This is a genomic window from Streptomyces sp. NPDC001068 (assembly GCF_042897315.1).
In the GTDB taxonomy this organism is placed as follows: domain Bacteria; phylum Actinomycetota; class Actinomycetes; order Streptomycetales; family Streptomycetaceae; genus Streptomyces.
The window spans coordinates 133,611-153,867 of the sequence record NZ_JBIAYD010000016.1 but is presented as its reverse complement, the minus strand read 5'-3'; the positions used below and the strand labels follow the sequence as shown (position 1 = coordinate 153,867).

Below are 20,257 nucleotides of genomic sequence, written 5' to 3'. Positions count from 1 at the left end.
AGATCACACTGTTTGAATCGTCCGGCAAAATGGGGAGCACGGTCCCCTGGTACCAAGGGGAAGCAAGATCCCCTGAGCAGGTCGACAAGGAGAGAACTCGTGGACGACGTTCTGCGGCGCAACCCGCTCTTCGCGGCGCTCGATGACGAGCAGTCCGCGGAGCTGCGTGCCTCCATGAGTGAGGTGACCCTCGCGCGTGGCGACTCCCTGTTCCACGAGGGCGACCCGGGCGACCGGCTGTATGTCGTCACCGAGGGCAAGGTCAAGCTCCACCGCACTTCCCCCGACGGCCGCGAGAACATGCTCGCCGTCGTCGGCCCCGGCGAGCTGATCGGCGAGCTGTCGCTGTTCGACCCGGGCCCGCGTACGGCCACGGCGACCGCGCTGACCGAGGTCAAGCTGCTGGGCCTGGGCCACGGCGACCTCCAGCCCTGGCTGAACGCCCGGCCGGAGGTGGCCACCGCCCTGCTGCGCGCCGTCGCCCGCCGGCTGCGCAAGACCAACGACGCCATGTCGGACCTGGTCTTCTCCGACGTCCCGGGCCGCGTCGCGCGCGCCCTGCTGGACCTGTCGCGGCGCTTCGGCGTGCAGTCCGAGGAAGGCATCCACGTCGTCCACGACCTCACGCAGGAGGAGCTGGCCCAACTGGTCGGCGCGTCCCGCGAGACCGTGAACAAGGCGCTGGCCGACTTCGCCCAGCGCGGCTGGCTGCGCCTGGAGGCGCGGGCCGTGATCCTGCTGGACGTCGAGCGGCTGGCGAAGCGCTCGCGATAGTCGCCGTATCCGGGGGCCACCGCCCCCGGATCCCCGGTCGTCGGCGCTCGGCCTCGTCCTGGTCACCGGACGGGCGCGGATTTGGTTGGTCCATGTCTGACACGGTCGCGTCCAGAGGACTCGACGCCCTGGGCTTCTTCGAGCGCGAGGGATCGCACGCGCGCGTGCCGCTCGCTTTCCGTCCCGTGGTCGCCGCCGCCCGCGACCGACTGCTGGACGCCTTCGGGACGCGGCTGGACAGCGCCTACCTCTACGGTTCGATCCCGCGTGGCACCGCGCGCGTGGGACGCAGCGACCTGGACCTGGTGGTCGTCCTGCGGTCGGAGCCGACCGGCGCCGACCGGGACGCGGCCCGGGGCCTCGGCGAGGCCGTCGACAAGGAGTTCCCGCAGATCGACGGGGTCGGGGCCCTGCTCTTCTCCCGCGCGGGTGCTCGACGAGCGGGAGCGCCACGACATCGGCTGGTTCGTGGCCTGCCTGTGCACCCCGCTGCTCGGCGAGGACCTCGCCGAGTTCCTGCCCCGCTACCGCCCGGACTCCACGCTCGCCCGCGAGACCAACGGCGACCTGGCCCTGCACCTGCCGCGCTGGCGGCGGCGGATCGCGGCCGCGGGTGACGGCGAGGAGGCCTTGCGGCCGCTGGTGCGTTTCATGTCCCGGCATCTCGTGCGGACCGGGTTCACTCTCGTCATGCCCCGCTGGAACGGCTGGACGAGCGATCTACGGGAGATGGCCGAGGCGTTCGCCGGCTACTACCCGGAACGGTCCGAACAACTGCGCCGCGCGGCCGCGTCGGGGTACGAGCCGGTCGGCGACCGCGCGGTCCTGCGGTCCTACGTCGACGACCTCGGCCCGTGGCTGGCGGACGAGTACACACGCGTGCACGGCGAGAAGTCCCCCAGGCCCGAGGGCTGGGATTAGGTCCCCGCGGGGCGCCGCTAGATCAGCCCCTGCTCGCCTAGATCAGCCCGTGCTCGCCTAGATCAGCCCGTGCTCGCCGAGGTAGTCCAGCTGGGCCCGTACCGACAGCTCCGCGGCGGGCCACAGGGAGCGGTCCACGTCCGCGTAGACCTGCGCGACGACCGCGGCCGGGCTGCGGTGGCCGTTCTCCACGGCCGTCTCGACCTGAGCGAGCCGGTGGGCGCGGTGCGCCAGGTAGAACTCGACGGCCCCCTGGGCGTCCTCCAGGACCGGGCCGTGGCCCGGCAGGACGGTGTCGACGCCGTCGTCGACCGTCAGGGAGCGCAGCCGTCGCAGCGAGTCCAGGTAGTCGCCCAGGCGGCCGTCCGGGTGGGCCACCACCGTCGTACCGCGCCCGAGGACGGTGTCGCCGGTCAGGACCGCGCGGTCGGCGGGGAGGTGGAAGCACAGCGAGTCGGCGGTGTGGCCGGGGGTGGACACGACCCGCAGCTCCAGACCGCCGGTCGTGATCACGTCGCCGGCCGCCAGCCCCTCGTCGCCCAGACGCAGCGCCGGGTCCAGGGCACGCACGCGCGTGCCGGTCAGCTCGGCGAAGCGGACGGCGCCCTCGGCGTGGTCGGGGTGGCCGTGGGTCAGGAGGGTGAGCGCGACGCGTCTGCCGGCCTTCTCGGCCGTGTCGACCACGTTCTCGAGGTGGCCCTCGTCCAGGGGACCGGGGTCGATCACGACGGCCAGGTCGGAGTCGGGTTCGGCGACGATCCAGGTGTTGGTGCCGTCCAGGGTCATCACGGAGGCGTTGGGCGCCAGCACGTTGACGGCCCGTGCGGTGGCGGGACCCGACAGGACACCGCCGCGCGGCTGACCGGGCAGGGCTGCTGCGTCCGTCATGCTCAGGCTCCCCCGGTCGTCAGGTCGGTCGGTATGCGCTTGGTGAACTCGCCGTGGCCCGGCCAGGTCAGGACGATCTCGCCGTCCTCCAGGCGGGCACTGGCCAGCACCGGCGTCATGTCCCGGGCGGGCGCCGCCGCGAGTGTCTCGGCGGCGGTGCCGTACGGCGTCAGCTGGCGCAGGGTCGCGATGGTGGGCGGCATCATCAGCAGCTCGCCCTTGTCGTACCCGGCGGCCGCCTCCGCGGGACGGATCCACACCGTGCGGTCGGCCTCGGTGGAGGCGTTCCGGGTGCGCTGCCCCGCGGGGAGCGCGGCGACGAAGAACCAGGTGTCGTAACGGCGGGTCTCGAACTCCGGGGTGATCCAGCGCGTCCAGGCGCCCAGCAGGTCCGAGCGCAGGACCAGGCCCCGCCGGTCCAGGAACCGGGCGAAGGACAGGTCACGCGCGACCAGGGCCGCGCGGTCGGCCTCCCAGTCGTCCCCGGTGGTGTCCCCGACCACGGCGTCGGCGGCCGGTCCGGCCAGCAGGACACCGGCCTCCTCGTACGTCTCGCGCACGGCGGCGCAGACGATCGCCTGGGCACCCGCCTCGTCCACGCCGAGCCGCTCGGCCCACCACGCGCGCGAGGGGCCCGCCCAGCGGACCTGGTGGTCGTCGTCGCGCGGGTCGACACCGCCGCCCGGATACGCGTACGCGCCTCCGGCGAAGGCCATGGAGGCGCGTCTGCGCAGCATGTGGACGACAGGACCGCCAGGGGTGTCCTTCAGCAGCAGGACGGTCGCCGCGCGCTTCGGCGACACCGGCACGAGGGTGCCCTCCGCGTGCGCGCGGATGCGGTCCGGCCACTCCGGGGGATACCACTGTCCATCGGCCATTACCGGAGGCTATCCCCTGGGGAGCGAATGTTCGAGAGGGGCACCGGGGCACCCGGGGGTGCCACGGAGCGGCCGGCGTGGCCGGGGACGCGGTTACGGCAGCAGTTCGACCTGGACCTCGACCTCGACCGGCGCGTCCAGCGGCAGCACCGCGACGCCCACCGCGCTGCGCGCGTGCACGCCCTTGTCGCCGAGGACCTCGCCGAGCAGCTCGCTGGCGCCGTTGATCACCCCGGGCTGACCGGTGAAGTCGGCCGCGGAGGCGACGAAGCCGACGACCTTCACGACGCGCGCGACGCGGTCGAGGTCACCGGCGACGGACTTCACGGCCGCCAGGGCGTTCAGCGCGCAGGTGCGGGCCAGTTCCTTGGCCTCCTCCGCGGTGACCTCGGCGCCGACCTTGCCGGTGACCGGGAGCTTGCCGTCCACCATCGGCAGCTGGCCGGAGGTGTAGACGTACACGCCCGACCGGACGGCCGGCTGGTAGGCGGCGAGCGGCGGGACGACCGCCGGCAGCGAGAGACCGAGTTCGGCCAGCTTGGCCTCGACAGTGCTCGTCACGGCTTCTCCCGCTTCAGGTAGGCCACCAGCTGCTCGGGGTTGTTGGGCCCGGGCACGACCTGGACGAGCTCCCAGCCGTCCTCGCCCCAGGTGTCCAGAATCTGCTTCGTGGCATGGACGAGCAGCGGCACGGTTGCGTATTCCCACTTGGTCATGGGGCCGACTGTATCCGCTGTGACGGACGGGACACGTGGCCGAGGGGCGGGCCGGTGGGGGCGGTCCGCGACCGGCCTCGGCGGCCGACCGTACGCACGGTTGTCCACAGCCTCCCGCGTGAGTGTCCGGCCGAATGGTTAGTCTCGAAGATGTGAGCAGGCTCCAGGTCGTCAGCGGCAAGGGCGGGACCGGAAAGACGACGGTCGCCGCCGCACTCGCGCTCGCCCTCGCGACCGAGGGGAAGCGGACGCTTCTCGTCGAGGTCGAGGGCCGGCAGGGCATCGCCCAGCTCTTCGAGACGGAGGCGTTGCCGTACGAAGAGCGGAAGATCGCGGTCGCGCCGGGAGGCGGTGAGGTCCATGCACTGGCCATCGATCCCGAACTGGCCCTTCTGGACTACCTCCAGATGTTCTACAAGCTCGGCGGGGCCGGCCGGGCCCTGAAGAAGCTCGGCGCGATCGACTTCGCCACCACCATCGCACCGGGCCTGAGGGACGTCCTGCTGACCGGCAAGGCGTGCGAGGCGGTGCGCCGGAAGGACAAGGCCGGCCGGTTCATCTACGACTACGTCGTGATGGACGCCCCGCCGACCGGCCGCATCACCCGCTTCCTGAACGTGAACGACGAGGTGGCCGGGCTCGCCAAGATCGGCCCGATACACAATCAGGCGCAGGCCGTGATGCGGGTGCTGAAGTCCCGGGAGACGGCGGTGCACATGGTCACCCTCCTGGAGGAGATGCCGGTCCAGGAGACCGCCGACGGCATCGCCGAACTGCGCGCCGCGCGGCTGCCGGTGGGACGGGTCATCGTGAACATGGTCCGGCCGGAGGTGTTGGACGCGGCCGACCTGGAACTCGTACGGACGGTGCCGCGCACCGCCGTGGCGCAGGCGCTGTCCGCCGCGGGCCTGGGCGGGGCGCGCCGCGGCGGCAAGGCGGAGCAGCTGGTGGACCCGCTGCTCGCGCAGGCCACCGAGTACGCCGAGCGGTACGCACTGGAGCACGAGCAGCGCGCGGTCCTCGCCGAGCTGGACCTGCCGCGGCACGAACTGCCGCTGCTCACCGAGGGGATGGACCTGGCGGGCCTGTACGAACTCGCCACCGAGCTGCGGGAACAGGGGATGTCATGACTTCGGACCCGGATCCGGACCCGGCGCAGGACGGCACGCGCCGGGTGGCCCACGCGCCCGCGCTCGACGTCGACGCGCTGCTGGACGACCCCACCACCCGCATCGTGGTGTGCTGCGGCTCGGGCGGGGTCGGGAAGACGACGACCGCCGCGGCGCTGGGGCTGCGGGCCGCCGAACGCGGTCGCAAGGTGGTCGTGCTCACCATCGACCCGGCCAAGCGGCTGGCCCAGTCCATGGGCATCGACTCGCTCGACAACGTGCCACGGAAGGTGAAGGGCACCGAGGACCGCGGCGAATCGGGACAGTCCGGCGCGGCCGAGGACGGCGGGCGGCGCGGCGGTGGCGAGCTGCACGCCATGATGCTCGACATGAAGCGCACCTTCGACGAGGTCGTCGAGGCGCACGCGGACGCCGAGCGGGCGGCCGCCATCCTGGCCAACCCCTTCTACCAGTCGCTCTCGGCGGGCTTCGCCGGCACGCAGGAGTACATGGCGATGGAGAAGCTGGGCCAGCTGCGGGCCCGGGACGAGTGGGACCTGATCGTCGTCGACACCCCGCCCTCCCGTTCCGCGCTGGACTTCCTGGACGCGCCGAAGCGGCTGGGCTCCTTCCTGGACGGCAAGCTGATCCGCCTGCTCACCGCGCCGGCGAAGCTGGGCGGCCGCGCGGGCATGGCCTTCCTGAACGTCGGCATGTCGATGATGACCGGCACCCTGGGCAAGCTGCTCGGCGGGCAACTGCTCAAGGACGTGCAGACCTTCGTGGCCGCGATGGACACGACGTTCGGCGGGTTCCGTACCCGCGCGGACGCCACGTACAAGCTGCTCCAGGCGCCCGGTACGGCCTTCCTGGTGGTGGCGGCCCCGGAGCGGGACGCGCTGCGCGAGGCCGCGTACTTCGTGCAGCGGCTGGCCGCGGAGGACATGCCGCTGGTCGGTCTGGTCCTCAACCGCGTGCACGGCAGCGGTGCCAGCCGGCTGTCCGCCGAGCGGGCGCTCGCCGCCGCGGAAAATCTTGAGGAGCCCGGCATTGTGGATCAGGGTGACGGGAAAGCTGGACTTCGTAACTCTCCCGAGACGTACGGCAGTTCCGAATCATCCACGTCCGAGTCCGACGGCTCCCCCTCGTCCGGACCCGACGGGACGACGACGTCCGAGACCCACCCGGCGGACCAGGAAGCCCCGGCACCCCGCGCGGACGAATCCCCCTCGTCCCGGCCGGGGACCGACGGATCCGGTTCCTCCGGCGACCCGGGTCGCACCGTGGACCAGCTCACCGCGGGCCTGCTGAAGCTGCACGCCGAGCGCATGCAGCTGCTCTCCCGCGAGCAGCGCACCCGTGACCGCTTCACCGCACGCCACCCCGAGGTGGCCGTGGTGGAAGTCGCCGCGCTGCCCGGCGACGTGCATGACCTGGCCGGGCTGCGGGACATCGGCGACCGGCTCGCGGCCGCCCGCCCGGAGCTGCCGTAGCGGCTCGGACCCACAGGAGCCATAGGACCCTTAGACCCACAGGAGCCGCCGGCGCCGCGCAGACACAGCCATGGCAGAGCTGCCGTGGGGCCGCGCGCCGGTCGGTGGCGGGCGTGGGCCCGCCGGCCGGTAGCCGATCGTGGGTCCGCCGGCCGGTCGTACGCCCGCGAAACCCCGGGAGGCGTATGCCTCCGGCAGCTCGGCGGGTTGTTCCGTCAGTGGTGCGGCGGGTGAGTCAGCTCACTGCCGCGTAGTTCTCGTACACCTCGTCGTTGTCGAGGGGGACGATGCCGGTCCCCCGCTCGTACTCCGAACGCGCTGTCTCCAGAAGCCTGCGCCAGGAGGTCACGGTGGGTCGCCTGCGCAGCAGTGCGCGGCGCTCCCGCTCCGTCATTCCTCCCCATACGCCGAACTCGACACGATTGTCGAGCGCGTCGGCCAGACACTCCGTGCGTACCGGACACCCGGTGCACACCGCCTTGGCCCTGTTCTGCGCTGCTCCCTGAACGAACAGTTCATCCGGATCGGTAGTGCGGCAGGCGGCCTGCGCACTCCAGTCGGTTACCCAGCCCATACCGGCGCCGTCCTCTCCCGAATCGAGGCTCCCCCACGGCGGCAGCGGCATATTCACCGCCGCCAGTTGAGGACGTTACGGAAGGTGGGCACAGCGCAACACCCCCTTCGGGCCCAATCTTGAATGGCCCGAACGGACTATGGGTAAGCGGCAGATCACCCGCGGGAGTGAGCCGACGACAAGCGTGATCATCCCGGCATACCGGGACAGCTGTGGCGCGTCACAACGGACGCCGGATGACACACGAGGCGGATTCGGACACACCATCAACACATCACCCGAAAAAAAGTGGGCAGGTTCCGGAACGATTCGGGGTCGCCGGACGTATTGATACGTGGCCGCGCTGCTGTGACAGTTGAGAGCAGCTTAGGCCAAGGCCTGTACGTGTGTCCGGCGAATGGCAAGGTAGACCGTTCATGCCGTCGCGCCGTCAGGCAGCGGCGGCCGGTCGCCCTCTATGTCACGATCCTGCACTCGAACATCCCGAGAGCCGCTCGCTCACACGGAATGCTCATCCCTACGGATTAGGCTGCCCCCATGCCAAAGAAGCGCTCGGGCGGTGGTCTGTCCACCACGCAGCAGGCCGCCAAATTCCTCGGTGTCAGTGTGCTCGCGGGAGCCGTGATGGCGGGCATCGCACTGCCCGCGGCCGGCGCCCTGGGCCTCGCGGCCAAGGGTTCGGTCCAGGGCTTCGACGACATCCCCGCCAACCTGAAGAGCCCCCAGCTCAGCCAGCGCACCAGGATCCTCGACAGCAAGGGCAACCAGATCGCCCAGGTCTACTCCCGTGACCGCACGGTGGTGGAGCTCAAGGACATCTCGCCGTACATGCAGAAGGCGATCGTCGCGATCGAGGACTCGCGCTACTACCAGCACGGCGCCATCGACCTCAAGGGCGTCCTGCGCGCGCTGAACAAGAACGCGGTGAGCGGCGGGGTCGCCCAGGGCGCCTCCACGCTGACCCAGCAGCTGGTCAAGAACTACTTCATCGAGGAGGCCGGCGACGACCCCACCAAGGTCGCCCAGGCCACTCAGCAGACCCTCGGCCGCAAGGTCAAGGAGCTGAAGTTCGCGATCCAGCTGGAGGAGAAGCTCGGCAAGAAGAAGATCCTCGAGAACTACCTGAACATCACCTTCTTCGGAGAGCAGGCCTACGGCATCGAGGCCGCCTCCCAGCGCTACTTCTCCCAGCACGCCAAGAACCTCAACCTCCAGCAGTCGGCCCTGCTGGCCGGCATCGTGCAGTCGCCCAGCCGCTACGACCCGGTCAACGACGAGGCCGAGGCGACCAAGCGGCGCAACGTCGTCCTCGAGCGGATGGCCCAGCTCGGCGACATCTCCCAGGCGGAGGCCGACAAGGCCAAGGAGGCCCCGCTCGGCCTGCACGTCACCCAGCCCAAGAACGGCTGCATCACCGCCACCAAGGGCGCCGGGTTCTTCTGCAAGTACGTCGAGAACGTCTTCCTGACCGACGAGACCTTCGGCAAGACCCGCGAGGCGCGCGCCAAGCTCTGGAACCAGGGCGGTCTGACCATCCGCACCACCCTGGACCCCCAGGCCCAGGACTCGGTGCAGAGCTCGATCAAGGACCACGTCTACAAGGCCGACTCGGTCGCCGCGGCCGCCACCCTCGTGGAACCCGGCAGCGGCAAGATCCTGGCGATGGGCCAGTCGAAGCCGTACGGCTACAACAAGAACGAGACCGAGTACAACTTCTCGGTCGACCACGCCTACGGCGGCTCCAACTACGGCTTCCCGACGGGTTCGACGTTCAAGCCGTTCGTGGCCGCGGCCGCCATCGAGGGCGGCAAGCCGGCGACGCAGCAGTACTCGGCGCCGTACAAGATGGCCTACCCGAGCCCCGTCCAGCAGTGCGACGGCAAGCAGTGGGTCAACACGGAGAACGAGCAGGTCGAGAACGAGAACGAGTCCGAGGTCGGGCCGTACCAGATGAAGAAGGCGATGGCGAAGTCCATCAACACCTACTTCGTCCAGCTGATCTCCGACATCGGCCTGTGCCCGGTGGTCAAGATGACCGACGCGCTCCACGTCCACCAGGGCGACGGCTCGAAGCTCCCGCAGACCCCGTCCATCGCCCTCGGCGCGATCGGTCTCTCCCCGCTGACCATGGCGAGCGCGTACGCCACCTTCGCCGACCGGGGCATGTACTGCACGCCCGTCGCCATCGAGTCGATCACGCAGAAGGTCGGCAACGAGCAGAAGTCCCTGGCCGTGCCGAAGTCGACGTGTTCGCGGGCGATGAGCGAGCGGACCGCCGACAGCATCAACACCCTGCTGCGCGGAGTGGTCGACTCCGGTACCGGTCAGGAGGCCGGCCTGGACGACCGCGAGAGCGCGGGCAAGACCGGTACGACGGACGCGCGCAAGAACGCCTGGTTCGTCGGCTACACGCCGAATCTCGCCGGCGCGGTCTGGGTCGGCAGCGCCAAGCAGGACATCGAGATGACCAACATCACCATCGGCGGTGTGTACCACGGTGAGGTCTACGGCGCCGACACGCCCGGCCCGATCTGGAAGGACGCCATGACCGGCGCCCTGGAGGGCAAGCAGACGGAGTCCTTCAACCTCATCGACATCCCCGACGAGCCCGACCACGACAAGGGTGACGGAAACGGCCACGGGAACGGCCACGGCCGCGGCGGCGACACGGGCGGCCTGATCGGCGGCCTCGTCGGCGGCGCGGGCGACGGCGGCCCGGGCGACGGCGGAGCCAACCCGAACCCCACGTTCTCCCTCCCCGACGGCTTCATCCAGGGCAACGGGAACGGCGGGAACGGAAACGGCGGCAACGGCGGGAACGGGATCGGCGGCAACGGAAACGGCGGACGCAGGAACTGACCTGCCTCCCGCTCTCCCACGGGTACGACGGCGGGGCCGCACCTCTCTCGCAGAGGTGCGGCCCCGCCGTCGTACCGCCCGGAACAAGGGCCTCCGGTGGACCGGCAGGCCTCCGGGGTCAGCCCTGGAGCCGCTGCTTCACCGCGGCGGCGACCCGGCCGCCCTCGGCCAGTCCGGCCACCTTCGGGTTCACGATCTTCATGACGGCGCCCATGGCCCGCGGCCCCTCGGCACCCGCGGCCTTCGCCTCCTCGACGGCCGCGGCGACGATGCCCGCGAGCTCGTCGTCGCTGAGCTGCCTGGGCAGGTACTCGTCGAGGAGCTCGCCCTCGGCCTTCTCCCGCTCGGCACTCTCGGTACGGCCGCCCTGAGCGAAGGCCTCGGCGGCCTCCCGGCGCTTCTTCGCCTCCTTGGCGATCACCTTGAGCACCTCGTCGTCGGAGAGCTCCCGCTTCTCCTTGCCCGCGACCTCCTCCTTCGTGATCGCGGCGAGCGTCAGCCGGAGCGTCGAGGAGCGGAGCTCGTCGCGTGCCTTGATCGCGGAGTTGAGGTCGTCGTGCAGCTTCGACTTGAGCGTGGTGGTCATGGTTCCGATTGTCGCAGGTGCCCCGCACGAGCCGCCCGCGGTTTTACCGGCACGACGGCGACCGGCCGGTGGGCGGTGGCCGATGGGTGGCCGGTGGGCGGCGGCCGGTGGCAGGCGGGCGGCGGCCGGTGGCAGGCGGGCGGTGGCCGGTCATGAGTACCGTCGCGGGTCTGACACGATGGTCGTATGCGCGCTCGATACGGAGTACCCCTGGGAATCGCGGCGTTCGGCGCCGCCGGTGTGTTGTACGCGGCCGGCATCGAGGTCCGTTCGTTCCGCCTGCGCCGGGTGACGGTCCCGGTCCTCCCGCCGGGGATGCGGCCGCTGCGCGTGCTCCAGGTCTCCGACATCCACATGGTGAGCGGACAGCGCAAGAAGCAGCGCTGGCTGCAGTCGCTGGCGGGCCTGCGCCCGGACTTCGTGATCAACACGGGCGACAACCTGTCCGACCCCGAGGGCATCCCCGAGGTCCTGGACGCGCTCGGACCCCTGATGGAGTTCCCCGGCGCCTACGTCTTCGGCTCCAACGACTACTACGGCCCCAAGCCCCGCAACCCCGCCCGCTACTTGCTGGAGAAGGTGAACGGCAAGCACGGGCTGAACGGCAACCCGCCGGTGGTCGGTGCGATCCACCTCCCGTGGGAGGACCTGCGGGACGCGTTCGACGGGGCAGGCTGGCTGAACCTGACGAACACGCGCGGTGTCCTGAAGGTCGAGGGCGTCTCGGTGGAGCTCACCGGACTCGACGACCCGCACATCAAGCGGGACCGGTACGTGCAGGTGGCGGGCGGCCCCTCCGGCGAGGCGGACTTCTCGATGGGCGTGGTCCACGCCCCGTACCTGCGCGTCCTGGACGCCTTCACGGCCGACGGCTACCCCCTGCTGCTGGCCGGCCACACGCACGGCGGCCAGCTCTGCGTCCCCTTCTACGGCGCCCTGGTCACCAACTGCGACCTGGACGCGGACCGCGTGAAGGGCCTCTCGCGGCACACGGCGGAGGGCCGCACGTCGTTCCTGCACGTCTCGGCGGGCTGCGGCACGAACCGCTACACCCCGGTCCGCTTCGCGTGCCCCCCGGAGGCGACGCTCCTGACGCTGGTCCCCCGGGACCAGAGGCCGGCGTAACCCGCTCGGCCTAGAACAAAATGCCGGACATGCCCCTTATTTCTACTTTGGGGGCATGACGGCTCCCATACCCCGGGACATCCCGGACCTCCCCGCGGTCCCGGGTACGCCCGTACTGCTGCCCGGCTACGTTCCGGCGACGGCGGTGGTGGCCCCGAGCCGCCGCCCCGCGACCGCGGTGTTCCGCGTCCTGACGGCCGTGATGGCGGCGGCCGGCGTGGCCCTGGAACTGCTGCTCGGCAGCCCGGGCCGGATCATGAGCTACTTCGGCATCCAGGCGGCGGTGATCCTGGCCCTGGTCAGCCTCGCCTCCGCCCGCCGCGCCTGGCAGGCGTCCCGCCCGCTGACCTCGTCCTTGACGGGCGCGGCACTGCTGTACATCGTGACGTCGGGGCTGGTCTACCACCTGCTGCTCGGCCACACCGTGCCCCCCTTCTCCATGACGGGCTCGACGCACCCGCCGGTGGCCTGGCACGGGCAGTGGCTGGCCCTGCAACTCCTCTACACGGCGGCACCCCTGGCGGCCCTCGTGGACTGGCTGATCCTCAGCCCTCCCGGCCGCCTGCACCTTCGCCAGACGGCGGGCTGGATGCTCTACCCCCTGGCCTACCTGGTGTTCTTCCTGATCCGCGCGGAGCTGTCACTGCCCGGCACGGCGGGCCGCTACCTCTACCCGTTCCTGGACGCCGAACAGCACGGCTACCGCGGCGCCCTCGCCAACGCCCTCCTCCTCGGCCTCGCGTGCTACGCCCTGGCGGTCCTCCTGGTGGCCCTCGACCACACCCGCCCGAACCCGGTCGGCCGCCGCCCCTAAACCGGATTTCGTCTCCAGCCACCGGTGGGCTAAAGTAAACGACGTCGCCGCAGGAAGCAGGACAGCAGCGACACCGGGGTGTAGCGCAGCTTGGCAGCGCGCTTCGTTCGGGACGAAGAGGTCGTGGGTTCAAATCCCGCCACCCCGACAGCCAAAACAGCAGATCAGCCACCTACTCACGTGAGTAGGTGGCTGATCTGTTTTGGGCTGCGTGTCTACCGCTTCCCGAGTACCGACGACTGCTGCGGATCCGAGCCGAAGATCCCGCAGCGGGACCGCCAGGTGCACAGGATCCCTGACCCTGACCGGCGAAAACCCACTCCGGCACGCAGGTCCTGGCTATGTTTCGCTTCGGTGCTCGGCATGTCCCTGACCGGCTGGCACGGGTGCCACTGGACGGACCGCGGTGAAGTCATGGAACTCGTAGCGGGTGGCGGAGAGCAACAGCAGCCATTCGTTGCAGCCCTGCCACGGAGAGAGGTCGCCGGCTCCTCCGCGCACCACCCGCGGTCCGTCCCCGGTGCGGGGGCGTGCGTCCACCGGCGCGTCCTTGAAGTGTGGGATCCATACGTCGGCGCAGATCTCGTTGGCCGACCCCGTCGCCGTCAGCCCGAAGGTGTTCTCAGTCGTAGAGTTGCGTTGCTCGTCGGCGAAGTCGTCGAGCACCTGGTCCTCGTCCGGCCTGTCGTCCCCACGGAAGTTCAGGGTGGCCGTACCGGCTCGGGCCGCGTACTCCCACTCCGCCTCGCTGGGCAGCCGGAACGGCAACATCCGAAGCAGGTCGTCCAAGTCGTCGTCGCCGAGTCGGGCAGTGCTCGAATCCGATGCGGCGAAGCTGTCCTCGTACTCGGGCAGCCAGTGCCGTACTTGTGCCACGGTGAGCGGATGCCGGGCGATCAGGAACGGTTCGAGCCGTACTTCCCGCACCGGTCGGGCCTGGTCGGCGCCGGCGAAGAACGGTTCCAGGTCGTCGTCGGCACCGTCGGCCCGCTCGATGGCGCGGACCGCGGCCAGTTCCGCGTCGGAGAGGCCCATCCGGAACGAGCCACCGGGCACGGCCCGGAAGACCACTCCGGAGGGCGTGTGCCGCCAAGCCGGTCGGCCTGCCACGATCTCCTGAGCCCACATGGTGCGGACGCTAGCAGTCGGCCATCCCGGAAGAAGGCGGGGCCAGGAGGGAAGCGTGATCGACCGGCCACCTGCTGGACGTCGCAGTGCCGCACCGCCACCGCACCGGATCGAGCGGGGGGATCAGGCGCAAGAAGCCGCGACCGATGGAGCCGCGCTCGGCCGGTGGCTCAGGTCAGGCCCTGGACCGCCCCGACCGGCCGCAGCCTTCCATGCTGATGGCTCGGGAAGTCAGCAGTCGGTCGTTCTCGTCGCCAGATGCCTGGAGGCATGACGGAGACCCGTCCTGGAGGTGTCTTGCCGCAAGGGCCCCTCCTTGCCGGTCGTCAGAGTCCTCGGTCTCGATTCCAGCGGCTCACGTGCATCGCGTAGAAGACATTGCCGATGCCCGCAGTGAACATGAACAGCCAGAAGTGGGCCCACAGCGACTGGCGTCGACGCCTCAGGCCCGCCCCGCCGATCACCGCCGCGGCGGAAATGCTGTTGTTGATGATGATCGTCGGCGGCTGCCCGTACAGCTGGGCAGGCTGCTGATCCTGCGGTGTCGCCATGCTGCGTCGACTCCTCGGTGAACTGAATGTGCAAGAGCGAGACGCACCTTAGAGGTGCCCCACTGATCACCGAGGTCGAATCCGCTGTGCGTCACCCGCTCGGGGACCCAGGCCTCCGACAGTTGGAAATCATGCACGTCGAGGAACGCACCGAATGTACTGACCGCGTGCGCGTGGGGCTCCGGATGCCGCCTCCTTGACCGTCTTGTTCCGGCAGCGCGTCTACGTCCTCTTCCAGGCCAAGGGCAAGAAGTCCTGGACGCAGTCGGGCTCCGTCAAGGCCGACTCGCACGGCCACTTCACCGCCCGCTTCACCACGAGGCAGGACGGCACGTGGGTCGGGGCCCATCTCGCGTCCGGCTCCTATGTGGACGCCGAGAGCAACCACGACTACGTGGACGTGCGCTGACCGACCTTTCCTCTCGACCACCACGAAGGGCGCCCCGGGAACCTCCGGGGCGCCCTTCGTCCTGACGACGGACCGGGTACGGTGCCCAGCCCATGCCGCGCAGGCCGCGGCCGCGACAGCTCCCGCACCCTTCCCTCGCCGCCTCTGGGCGAGCCGGCCACGGACCCGGCCTGTCACAGAGCACAGCGCTGTCCTGTCATGCAGCCGAAAGGGGCGAAGTAACTCTTGTGTCCGATATCCCCCTTTTCCAGCCGACCGAGGACGGCAGCTCGATGACCGATACCGCGAACAGCAGCGATCACGTGAAACACGCGTCCGACATATCCGATACGGCGTTCGCGCTGCTCGACAGGCAGGGGACGGTGGTCGCGTGGACGCAGGCCGCCGAGCACCTCGTCGGGTACTCCGCCGGCGAGGTGGTCGGCCGGTCCGCCGCGCTCGTGCTGCCACGCTTCGGGTCGGCGCCCACGATGTCGGCCTACGTCGGGCAGTGCCGCGCCCGGAACGGCTGGTCCGGCGAGACGGCGGTGCGCCACCGGGACGGCCGCATGATCGCCGTCGGCATGCGGATCTCGATGTTGCGGGGCCAGGACGGAGCGGTGCGGTGGCTCGCGTCCGCGACCGACGTCTGCCCGCTGTCCGGAGACTCGGTGAACCAGTTGGTACAGGGCGCGATCCTCGATCACGCGCCGATCGGCGTCTCCGTTCACGACCTGGAGCTGCGATGCACCTGGGTGAACGACGTGATGGAGAGCCACGACGGGGTCTCCCGTGACCGGCGGCTCGGACGGAGGATCACCGACGCGTGCCTCCGCGTCGAGACGGAGGCCACGGAGGCGATGATGCGGCGGGTCCTGCGGAGCGGCAGCGCCAACGTCCACGAGTACCGGACCTGGCTTCCGACGCCTCTGGGCGAGGAGCGCCCGCTGGCGGTCTCCTTCTCCTGCCTCCAGGGCGCCGACGGCATGCCGCTGGGCGGGTGCACCATCAGTGTCGACGTCGTCGAGGGCCGGCGGGAGCGTGAGCGCCTCACCGTCCTCGGCGAGGCGCGCAGCCGCCTGGGCAGCACCCTGGATGTGATGCAGACCGGTCAGGAACTGGCCGAACTCGCCGTACCCCTGTTCGCCGACGGCGTCGCCGTGGATCTGGAGCAGTCGGTGCCGTTCGGTGAGGGGGCACCGATCCGCATCGGCTCGATCGGCGCGCGCCTCCCCGTTCTCCGACGTGTCGGCGTGGCCTCGATCCACCGGGGGGCGCCGGAGTCCCCCTGGGTGCGCGGTGAGCGGACTCTCATCCCACCCGCCTCGCCCCTCGCCAGAGCACTGCGCACCGGCAGGTCCTGCCTGGAAGCGAAGGCGGACACCGCCCCGGGCGGCTGGATCGACGGGTCGCCGCTACTGGCACAGCGGATGCGTGAGCACGGCATGCACTCCGTGATGGTCGTGCCCATCCGCGCGCGGCGCGTCCTGCTGGGCATGGCGGTGTTCATCCGCACCGAGAACCCGCTGCCCTTCCAGGAGACCGATCTGCTGCTGGCCGAGGAACTCGTCGGCCGCGCCGCGGTGTCCTTGGACAAGGCCCGCCGCTACCGCCGCGAGCACACCGCGGCTCTCGCGCTCCAGCGCAACCTGCGTCCTCACCGTCTGCGTGGTGGTGCGGCCGTGGAGGCCGCCTCCCGCTATCTGCCCGCCGACATCGACCGCGGTGTCGGGGGCGACTGGTTCGATGTGATCCCGCTGTCCGGCGCCCGGGTGGCCCTGGTCGTCGGCGACGTGGTCGGGCACGGCATCAACGCCGCCGCGACGATGGGCAGACTCCGTACCGCCGTCCACACGCTGGCCGACATGGAGGTGCCGCCCGCCGAACTGCTGGCCGCCCTGGACGACACGGTGGAGCGACTGGCGGAAGCGGACGCCGACACCCCGGACCGGAATCCCGCGGTGGTGGGCGCCACCTGTCTGTACGCCGTCTACGACCCGGTCACCCGCCGGTGCACCATGGCGGCGGCCGGACACCCGCCGCCCGCGATCGTCGACCCGCGGGGCGAGGTGACCTTCCCCGACCTTCCCACCGGCACCCCGCTCGGCATCGGGCTGGGAACCCTCTTCGAGGCCACGGAGCTGGAGCTGCCCGAGGGAACCCTCCTCGCCCTGTACACGGACGGCATGACCGAGACCCGCGGGGAGAGCATCGAGGAGGGGATGCGCCGGCTGGGAGCCGCCCTCGCCCGACGCGGGTTGTCCCTGGAGGAGCTCTGCGACCGGGCGATGGCACCCGTCGAGGCCCAGGTGGCGTGCGACGACGCCAGTCTGCTCCTGGTCCGCACCCGCTCGCTCGGTCCGGCCGGGATCGCCTCCTGGACACTGCCCCGTGACGAGACCGCCGTCCGGCGCGCCCGGAACCTGACAACGGGTCAGCTGGCCGAATGGGGGCTGGCAGGGCTCGAGGACTCCATGAGGCTGATCGTCAGCGAGCTGGTGACCAACGCCGTCCGGCACGGCGCCGGTCCGATCGGTCTGCGTCTGATCCGGCACGAGGTCCTGACCGTCGAAGTGTCCGACGCGGACCCCTACTCCCCGCGTCCGCGCAGCGCGCGCAACGTCGACGAGCACGGCCGCGGCCTCGCCATGGTCGCCCGGCTGTCCCGCAGATGGGGCACCCGCCCGGCACATGACGGCAAGGTCCTGTGGGCCGAAGTGGATCTCGCCCACGCATCCGGCCGGTGACCGATCCGCGAGACCGCCGGGAATGCGTCCACCCACGCGCCCTGTTCAGGACAGGCACCGGCCGTGCCGATTCCAGGCGGGGCGCGACGGCGGGAGAAGCCGGGGGAGGACCCGGCGCGCATAGGCGACGGAAGCCCGTGTTCTATGACGTCAGTCACAGCGCTACACCAATCCGCCGTCTTGCTTAGTAGATACGACGTGGCAGACATGTAGGCATTTGTCCGTCTTGGGACTGATGTGACCCTCGCCGCACATTCCGGGCTCCCGGTCGGCCGACTCGGGCGCCCGTCTCCCAGCCGTACGCGGTTTCTGATGTCACGTCACCTGTCCCGGCCGCCGCCATGCGCGGGCCGGAGACCCGCGCACCGCTTCCGTGCGGTCCGGGAGCCTACGAGGCGGGGTAGTTGCGGGACCCCTTTGCGCTCCCTGTGGAGCGGTTCTAAGAATGTCGACCCACAGGACGACGCCGCAGTTCGGAACCGGTGTGCACGCACATTCGACCGCGCACCCGGCGCTCGGCGTCACCGAGTGAGTAGGAGCCCCCCACATGAAGTCGTCCCGCATGTCCCCGAGACTCTTCGCCCTCGCTCTCGGCCTGGGTCTGGCCCCCGGTGCGCTGGGAGCGGCGGTGCCGGCGAGCGCCGAGCCCGCCGCCGTCCCGGCCGCCACGGACACCCCCGTGGCGCGGTACGCCGGGGCGTCCGACGAGGCCGCGAACAACAAGGCGTTCTTCGAGGCCGTACTCAAGTCGGCCTCCGCGCGGAGTGCGGCCCAGCCGGACGCGAAGGCGGTGACCGTCTACTACGACGACTCCCACGCGCCGAGCTTCCGGTCCCAGATATCGTCCGCGGCTTCGATCTGGAACAGCTCCGAGTCCAACGTCAAGCTCAAGGAGGCGTCGAGCGGCGCCGACTTCTCCTACTACGAGGGCAACGACCAGCGCGGGTCCCACGCCGAGACCAACGGCCACGGAAGCGGCTACATCTTCATCGACTACACCCAGGCCCGGCAGAACGACTCGATCCGCGTCGTCACCCACGAGACCGGGCACGTGCTCGGTCTGCCGGACGACTACAGCGGACCGTGCAGCGAGCTCATGTCGGGCGGCGGCCCGGGGCCGTCCTGCACCAACCGCGAGCCGAACGCCACCGAGCGCTCGCGCGTCGACCAGCTGTGGGCCGGCGGGTCCGCACCGACCTCCGGCACGGCCTCCGGCTCCGGCGGGTCCGGCGGGTCCGGAAGCGTCGCGCCGTCGATGCCCTCCATGCCGTCCATGCCTTCGATGCCCTCCATGCCTTCGATGCCCTCGGGTGGCGGTGCCGGGATGCCGGGCGCCGGTGCCGGGATGCCGGGTGGCGGGGTCGTCATGCCGGGCGGCGGTGCCGGGATGCCGGGTGGCGGTGCCGGGATGCCGGGTGGCGGTGCCGGGATGCCACGTACCGGTGCCGGGATGCCGGGCGGCGGGATGCCCGGCGGCGGTACCCCCTGGGGCTGATCGGGCCCCCCTCCGGGGGCGGTGGCAGCCGGGCCACGGGTCAGGACGTCCCGGGGCGGGGCTCCTCCCCGTCGTAGGCCGCCAGCGCGGCCTGGCGGCCCTCCAGCAGGCCGCCGAGGACCTCGGGGGTCACGTGCTCCCGGGTCAGCGCGACCGTGGCCCTGGCCTCGACCGACGCCCAGGCGTGCCGGGCACGTTTGTTGGCCCGGCGCCTGGTGTCGCTGCGCATGAAGCCCGCCCCCGCCGCGAAACCGGCGGAGGCCAGAGCGGCGAATGCGGCGGGGACGCGCGCGTCCGGTGAGGCCAGTCCCGCCGTTCCCGCCGTCCCGGCGAGCAGGGCGGCGGGGAATCCGAGGGCGATGTCCATCTTGGTCCAGAACTCGGCCCTGCGGTGGGCCAGCGTCCTCTGGCGCGCCGCCTCGTCTCTCAGCCGCTCGATCTCGGCGCGCAGGCGGCGTTCGGGCTCGTCCGGACCCAGATGGGTGGTTCCGTCAGCGAGAGTGGCCATGAGGGCATTCCAACACGGCTGTGGCGCAGTGTAGTTGGTGGTGCCGAACAGTTCTCGGGCGCGACGGACGTGCGCTTCCCACGAATCGCGCCCCGCATCGCGACGGCCATTTCCCGCATCGCGACGACCGTGCCGAGCGCCGCGAAGACCGTGCCCCGCGCCGCGGACACCGTGCCCCGCCTCGCGGAGGCCGGGTATGCCGGACGCCCGGCCGGGAGATCCCGGCCGGGCGTCCGTGTCCGTCCTCGAATCGGGTGTGCGGGTTACCAGCCGTGGTCGCAGTCGGAACCGATGTCGGTCGCCTGCGCACCCGGGCTGCCCTCGCCGTTGAGCAGGTTGCCGCCCAGGCCGTTGAGGATGCCCACCTCGCCAAGGATGTCGACGTTCAGGTCGTGGGACCTGCATCCGCCACCCTGCATACCGTGCGCGACCTGCGCGCTGGCAGGGCTGACACCCATCAGGCCGACACCGCTTATGATCGCGACCGCAACAGCAAACCTACGGAAACTGGTCATTTCTCCTCCTTCGGGCAAAGTGAGCGCACCATCAGACAAAACGCTCAGCGCTCATTTCGGAGGCTAGATCGACATCCCCCCGCACGCTCATCGGGGAAGCCATACGGGGGTTCTGAGGGCCAATCAGTCGACACCGTGCCGTCTGCCGTGCCGTCAGGACGGCTGACCGGCACCCGCTTTCCCGCGGT

At 70.8% G+C, this 20,257-nt stretch carries 18 protein-coding genes, 1 tRNA gene and 2 pseudogenes; 11 read left to right on the top strand and 10 right to left on the bottom strand.

Annotated elements, in window-relative coordinates:
• The first annotated feature begins 99 nt into the window (after positions 1-99).
• Positions 100-774 carry a Crp/Fnr family transcriptional regulator gene (locus ACFY3I_RS37380; protein ID WP_018547939.1) on the top strand — a complete coding sequence of 225 codons (675 nt, stop codon included), beginning with the start codon at positions 100-102 and terminating at the stop codon, positions 772-774.
• 92 nt (positions 775-866) lie between these two features.
• Positions 867-1,695: pseudogene (locus tag ACFY3I_RS37375) on the top strand (nucleotidyltransferase domain-containing protein).
• Between the two features lie 57 nt (positions 1,696-1,752).
• On the opposite strand, the gene ACFY3I_RS37370 reads toward ACFY3I_RS37375, so the two are convergent.
• The 4 genes from ACFY3I_RS37370 to ACFY3I_RS37355 form a co-directional block, all read right to left on the bottom strand.
• Positions 1,753-2,583 (bottom strand): MBL fold metallo-hydrolase, encoded by an 831-nt coding sequence (locus ACFY3I_RS37370; protein WP_390865431.1) that lies wholly within the window; start codon positions 2,581-2,583, stop codon positions 1,753-1,755.
• Positions 2,584-2,585: 2 nt separating this feature from the next.
• Entirely contained in the window at positions 2,586-3,461 is an 876-nt protein-coding gene (locus ACFY3I_RS37365; RefSeq protein ID WP_365286592.1) for an NUDIX hydrolase, read from the bottom strand.
• 93 nt (positions 3,462-3,554) lie between these two features.
• Positions 3,555-4,022: a RidA family protein gene (locus ACFY3I_RS37360; RefSeq protein WP_390865430.1), complete on the bottom strand. Its 468-nt coding sequence runs from the start codon at positions 4,020-4,022 to the stop codon at positions 3,555-3,557.
• Positions 4,019-4,177: a DUF4177 domain-containing protein gene (locus tag ACFY3I_RS37355; RefSeq protein ID WP_019992579.1), complete on the bottom strand. Its 159-nt coding sequence runs from the start codon at positions 4,175-4,177 to the stop codon at positions 4,019-4,021. Before ACFY3I_RS37355 ends, ACFY3I_RS37360 begins: the two co-directional genes overlap by 4 nt.
• A 152-nt stretch (positions 4,178-4,329) precedes the next feature.
• Here ACFY3I_RS37355 and ACFY3I_RS37350 point away from each other — a divergent pair, with 152 nt between their 5' ends.
• Together ACFY3I_RS37350 and ACFY3I_RS37345 are read left to right on the top strand one after the other, a co-directional pair.
• Complete coding sequence (locus ACFY3I_RS37350; protein ID WP_365286596.1) at positions 4,330-5,307, top strand: ArsA-related P-loop ATPase; 978 nt, start codon at positions 4,330-4,332, stop codon at positions 5,305-5,307.
• Positions 5,304-6,779 (top strand): ArsA family ATPase, encoded by a 1,476-nt coding sequence (locus tag ACFY3I_RS37345; RefSeq protein WP_390865429.1) that lies wholly within the window; start codon positions 5,304-5,306, stop codon positions 6,777-6,779. The genes ACFY3I_RS37350 and ACFY3I_RS37345 overlap by 4 nt, the downstream gene beginning before the upstream one ends.
• A gap of 235 nt (positions 6,780-7,014) precedes the next feature.
• Here the strand turns inward: ACFY3I_RS37345 and wblA are convergent, their stop codons facing one another.
• The gene (gene wblA, locus ACFY3I_RS37340; RefSeq protein WP_063777071.1) at positions 7,015-7,353 is read right to left on the bottom strand and encodes a transcriptional regulator WblA; all 339 of its coding nucleotides are present in this window, start codon (positions 7,351-7,353) and stop codon (positions 7,015-7,017) included.
• Positions 7,354-7,890: 537 nt separating this feature from the next.
• Here wblA and ACFY3I_RS37335 point away from each other — a divergent pair.
• Positions 7,891-10,212 carry a transglycosylase domain-containing protein gene (locus tag ACFY3I_RS37335; protein ID WP_365286600.1) on the top strand — a complete coding sequence of 774 codons (2,322 nt, stop codon included), beginning with the start codon at positions 7,891-7,893 and terminating at the stop codon, positions 10,210-10,212.
• Positions 10,213-10,330: 118 nt separating this feature from the next.
• On the opposite strand, the gene ACFY3I_RS37330 is transcribed toward ACFY3I_RS37335, so the two are convergent.
• Entirely contained in the window at positions 10,331-10,798 is a 468-nt protein-coding gene (locus tag ACFY3I_RS37330) for a GatB/YqeY domain-containing protein (RefSeq protein WP_390865428.1), read from the bottom strand.
• Positions 10,799-10,984: 186 nt separating this feature from the next.
• Here ACFY3I_RS37330 and ACFY3I_RS37325 point away from each other — a divergent pair, with 186 nt between their 5' ends.
• The 3 genes from ACFY3I_RS37325 to ACFY3I_RS37315 all read left to right on the top strand — a co-directional run bounded on the left by ACFY3I_RS37325 (position 10,985) and on the right by ACFY3I_RS37315 (position 12,885).
• Positions 10,985-11,923, top strand: a complete 939-nt coding sequence (locus ACFY3I_RS37325; RefSeq protein ID WP_365286604.1) for a metallophosphoesterase — start codon at positions 10,985-10,987, stop codon at positions 11,921-11,923.
• A gap of 55 nt (positions 11,924-11,978) precedes the next feature.
• Positions 11,979-12,737 carry a Pr6Pr family membrane protein gene (locus tag ACFY3I_RS37320; RefSeq protein ID WP_390865427.1) on the top strand — a complete coding sequence of 253 codons (759 nt, stop codon included), beginning with the start codon at positions 11,979-11,981 and terminating at the stop codon, positions 12,735-12,737.
• Positions 12,738-12,811: 74 nt separating this feature from the next.
• A tRNA-Pro gene (locus tag ACFY3I_RS37315) sits at positions 12,812-12,885 on the top strand.
• 191 nt (positions 12,886-13,076) lie between these two features.
• Here the strand turns inward: ACFY3I_RS37315 and ACFY3I_RS37310 are convergent.
• Both ACFY3I_RS37310 and ACFY3I_RS37305 read right to left on the bottom strand, forming a co-directional pair.
• On the bottom strand, positions 13,077-13,865 hold the full coding sequence (locus ACFY3I_RS37310) for a formylglycine-generating enzyme family protein (RefSeq protein WP_390865426.1): 789 nt from the start codon (positions 13,863-13,865) through the stop codon (positions 13,077-13,079).
• Between the two features lie 326 nt (positions 13,866-14,191).
• Positions 14,192-14,416 carry a hypothetical protein gene (locus tag ACFY3I_RS37305; protein ID WP_390865425.1) on the bottom strand — a complete coding sequence of 75 codons (225 nt, stop codon included), beginning with the start codon at positions 14,414-14,416 and terminating at the stop codon, positions 14,192-14,194.
• 196 nt (positions 14,417-14,612) lie between these two features.
• On the opposite strand from ACFY3I_RS37305, the gene ACFY3I_RS37300 reads away from it, so the two are divergent.
• From ACFY3I_RS37300 to snpA, 3 genes and pseudogenes are all read left to right on the top strand, one after another.
• Complete coding sequence (locus tag ACFY3I_RS37300; protein ID WP_390865424.1) at positions 14,613-14,825, top strand: hypothetical protein; 213 nt, start codon at positions 14,613-14,615, stop codon at positions 14,823-14,825.
• A 272-nt stretch (positions 14,826-15,097) separates the two neighbouring features.
• A complete protein-coding gene (locus tag ACFY3I_RS37295) occupies positions 15,098-17,551 on the top strand; it encodes a SpoIIE family protein phosphatase (protein ID WP_390865423.1) in 2,454 nt (817 codons plus the stop codon).
• A 547-nt stretch (positions 17,552-18,098) separates the two neighbouring features.
• Positions 18,099-18,737 (top strand): annotated as a pseudogene (gene snpA / locus ACFY3I_RS37290) (snapalysin); the annotation flags it as partial.
• 349 nt (positions 18,738-19,086) lie between these two features.
• Here the strand turns inward: snpA and ACFY3I_RS37285 are convergent.
• The gene (locus ACFY3I_RS37285; RefSeq protein WP_390865422.1) at positions 19,087-19,554 is read right to left on the bottom strand and encodes a hypothetical protein; all 468 of its coding nucleotides are present in this window, start codon (positions 19,552-19,554) and stop codon (positions 19,087-19,089) included.
• Positions 19,555-19,817: 263 nt separating this feature from the next.
• Positions 19,818-20,069, bottom strand: a complete 252-nt coding sequence (locus ACFY3I_RS37280) for a hypothetical protein (RefSeq protein ID WP_365286628.1) — start codon at positions 20,067-20,069, stop codon at positions 19,818-19,820.
• Positions 20,070-20,257: the final 188 nt, after the last annotated feature.